We start from the raw sequence: 3,493 nt of genomic DNA on the forward strand, positions 1-3,493 counted from the left end.
TTTCACCGACGCCGGGGCCAGCCGAACCATGCACGGTGATCGTGCTGTTCTGGTTCATGCCGCCGCAATAGTAGCCGACTGAGCCCTGCACATCGATCGAGATCGCGTGCTCGGCGCCGACGGCAACGGCATGGCTGCCCTTGGGGTTGAGAACCTCCCAGTTCGATTCTGCCGCGGCATCCTTCACCTCATGAAGGGCCTGGTTGAACTCGCGCAAAGTGATCTTCGAAAGATCGAAGGTCTTCGGCGCGTAGTTCGCCTGGTGCAAAGGCGCGGTCGCAAGATTTGTTGAATGCATAATCTCAGTGCTCCCAGAAATAGACGGTGGACGGCTCAGGCTCCCAGATCTTGGCGTCTTCGATGCCGGGCAGATTGGCGAGCGCGCGATATTCGGAACCGAAGGCGACATACTGGTCGGTTTCGGCCATGACGGCGGGCTTGCAGGAGATCGGATCGCGCACGACGCCGAAGCCATCCTTGGTGCCGACCACGAAGGTGAAGAAGCCGTCGAGGTCGTTGAGGCTGCTTTCGAGCGCCTCGCCGAGATTCTGGCCATGCGCGATCTTCGACGACAGGTAGGCAGCGGCCACTTCGGTGTCGTTTTCGGTTTCGAAGCGCATGCCGTCGCGGATCAGCTCGCGGCGCAAATTATTGTGGTTCGACAGCGAGCCATTGTGCACCAGGCACTGGTCGGGACCGGTCGAAAACGGGTGCGCGCCGAGCGTGGTGACAGCGGATTCGGTAGCCATGCGAGTATGGCCGATGCCATGGCTGCCGCCCATCGAGGCAATGTCGAAACGCTTGAGCACTTCGATCGGCAGACCGACTTCCTTGTAGATTTCGATGGCTTCGCCAGCACCCATGATGCGGACGTTGGGGCGCAGTTCGGCGATTGCCGCGCGCGCTTCCTCGACCTTGTCGGCAGGCACGTCCAGCACCGCATGGGTGGACTTCACCGTCGCCGAAACCTTGGCGCCGATCTTCTTGCCGAGCTCGACGTCGAGACCTTTGAAATCCGCCTCGGGCGTTGCCGTCTGGATGGTGATCTTGGCGTGCCCCTTGGAGCCGCCGCCGTAGATGGCGATGCCCGCGCTGTCGGGGCCGCGATCAGTCATGGTTACAAGCATCTCGGACAGCAGCGCGCCCAACTGGGGCTCCAGCGACTTGTCCTTGAGAAAGAGTCCTACAATTCCGCACATCCCAGTTTCCTCACCTGATTGGCTGCCTGTGACAAAAGCTAGCAGGTTCCCAACCCCAATTCAACTGTGATGAATTTTTTATTCCTGTAGAAAAACAACGGAACGGCTCACAAATGGCATTGCGGCCAACGCTGGCCCACCAGGGCGCGGCCCCCCTCGGAAATCAACACGCCACCGCATCCCGACGCTAGTCGACGAGCCGCCTGAGGGCGATGCGTGATCGCATGAGATCAAATACGACGGTTACCGAACCCAGATCCGCCTTGCGGTCAGGCATGTCGTCGCTTTCACCCGAAACGGGCACGACTGGTCGCTGAAATGTGCGTCGCTCACGAAGAAGAAATCAAGAGTGAGGCTGGGGAGCGCGCAGTTCCAAGCAGCTTCATCCCAAATCCGCATCAATAGTTGGGCGCATCCCTTATGAGAAGCTCGACACTTATCAGCGCACCTGCTTTTCTTACCGACAAGGGGGAAGGGAATGGGTACTCGGGGGAAGCCAGGCTGGATGATAGCAGCCTTAGCGGCAGGATGGTGGTTGTTTGGTGGCAACGAGCCCGATCCACCGCGCGTGCCGTCCAGCGCCGAGCAAACATCGCCGTCAAGGCCAGTTCCTGTTGCGCAGCCCCCTCCCGGCGCCAATCCTCTGTTGTCACGAGAAACAGAAGTCCGCCTTGATGTTCCAAGCGCAGAAGATCTCGCGACCAAGACGGCAGCCCGCGTCCGATCGAATCCGTCGACAAGCTCCGCGATCGTAGCGACCCTGCCGAAGGGGCATCCAGTAAATGCATCAGGTCGCGAAGGTGAGTGACTTCAGATCACAGCACTGGGCGTTTCAGGATGGATCCGTGTCGACCTTTAAGAGCTGGCCGCCAGACGCAGCAAGTTGGCGCCACTCCACCACTCACGCCGACGGCGCCTCAACCCGTTGTTCGACTTACGAGAGAAACACAGCCCAGTCGTAAGCTGTTGCGGCCGGCTTCACGTCGGAATCCGCATCTCGACTTTTCCAATAACACCATCGGTGCGATCATAGGGCACGCTGGCAGCACCATCACCAGTCGCTACACCCACCGTCTCGATTCAGTATTGGTCGCGACAGCGGACAGCATAGCGAACGCGATCGACCGGCAGATGAGGAGCTTCTAGGTATCTAGGCAGGGCTATTTGCCCGTAGTTTCGGAAGAACCGGGGCAGTTCCAACGGCCCGCAACGCTCAATCGGCTTCCATTCGTCGGATCGCAGCCAGGCGCCGTTGATGTTGCCCTTCTCGCGATCTTTGGCAGGATCGAAGTGCACGCCTTCAAAGTGGGTCGGCGAATACCTCGGTATCCTCGCGGGTCGCGAAGCAATAGAGGCGGAAGTTCTCCGCCTTGCCATTCGGCCATTTTGCCATCACCTGCTGTGTCCTCGGCTGCGGATCAAAGCGCCGGCAGAAGTCGGCGATGAGGCCGTAGTTTTCCATGCAACAGAGGTCGTTGGGCAGCGCGACCTGATATGCCGCACCTGAACTACCGGGCAGCGAAATGGAGGCCGTCACCTGCAACGACACCCGCACCTCGGGCAGCGCAGCCTTTGTGAAAGCAGCTGTTTGCAGGGAGCCGATGGGGCGCTCGACAGCTGTCGAGCGCAGAAAGCTCTATCCCTTCATGTCCCAATCGTCATCATGGCCACGAGCACCGGTCCCCATGCCGTAAGCAGAATATTTCCAACGGCATACGGAACTGTGTAACCCAGTGCGGGAACGCTGCTGTTAGACTCGTCCYGAATGGCACGAAGGGCGGCGGTAATCGTGCCGGCTCCTGCGCAGGCCCCCAGGACAATCAGCGGGCTCATCCTCAATACATAGCGGCCAAAGAGGATGCCAATGGTATGCGGCAAGAGTGCCGACACCAGACCAACGGCAACCAGGCTCAATCCGGTATTTTGAAGTCCGGAAAAGAAGCTGGGGCCAGCACTCAAGCCTACCACCCCGATAAAGAGACACAATCCTACGGTATCGAAAATCCAAATCGCCGGCTCCGGCATCCGACCGAAAAATGGGTACACGGATCGAAGCCAACCGAAGATCAAACCCATGATCAATGCCCCACCACTCGCGGTAAGTGTGAGCGGAATACCTGCGACCGTCAGCGAAAGCAGCCCGACAAGCCCCCCGAGCACGATGCCAGTACCGACGAAAACCATGTCCGTCGCATCCGTCGGACGGTCGGCATAACCGATTTCCTTGGCTGCCTTCTCAACCTCGGGCCTGATTCCGATCAGGCACATTACGTCGCCTCGATCGATCCGCGTTG

Annotated in this window: 4 protein-coding genes and 1 pseudogene; 1 reads left to right on the forward strand and 4 read right to left on the reverse strand. The window is 59.4% G+C overall.

The features are described from left to right. Both AC1DUU_RS26635 and AC1DUU_RS26640 read right to left on the reverse strand, forming a co-directional pair. A pseudogene (locus AC1DUU_RS26635) lies at nucleotides 1–298 on the reverse strand (protein GlxC); the annotation flags it as partial. A gap of 4 nt (nucleotides 299–302) precedes the next feature. Continuing rightward, entirely contained in the window at nucleotides 303–1,199 is an 897-nt protein-coding gene (locus AC1DUU_RS26640) for a glutamine amidotransferase (RefSeq protein ID WP_476786363.1), read from the reverse strand. Nucleotides 1,200–1,704: 505 nt separating this feature from the next. Between AC1DUU_RS26640 and AC1DUU_RS26645 the strand changes: the two genes are divergently transcribed. Further along, nucleotides 1,705–2,007 carry an SH3 domain-containing protein gene (locus AC1DUU_RS26645; protein ID WP_476786364.1) on the forward strand — a complete coding sequence of 101 codons (303 nt, stop codon included), beginning with the start codon at nucleotides 1,705–1,707 and terminating at the stop codon, nucleotides 2,005–2,007. Nucleotides 2,008–2,499: 492 nt separating this feature from the next. On the opposite strand, the gene AC1DUU_RS26650 is transcribed toward AC1DUU_RS26645, so the two are convergent. Together AC1DUU_RS26650 and AC1DUU_RS26655 are read right to left on the reverse strand one after the other, a co-directional pair. Then, on the reverse strand, nucleotides 2,500–2,661 hold the full coding sequence (locus AC1DUU_RS26650; RefSeq protein WP_476786365.1) for a hypothetical protein: 162 nt from the start codon (nucleotides 2,659–2,661) through the stop codon (nucleotides 2,500–2,502). A 182-nt stretch (nucleotides 2,662–2,843) separates the two neighbouring features. Continuing rightward, nucleotides 2,844–3,493 (reverse strand): aspartate-alanine antiporter-like transporter (locus AC1DUU_RS26655; protein ID WP_476786366.1); only part of this gene is annotated, 650 nt, incomplete at its 5' end.

It is taken from the genome of Aminobacter sp. P4_H6_2 (genome assembly GCF_056400805.1).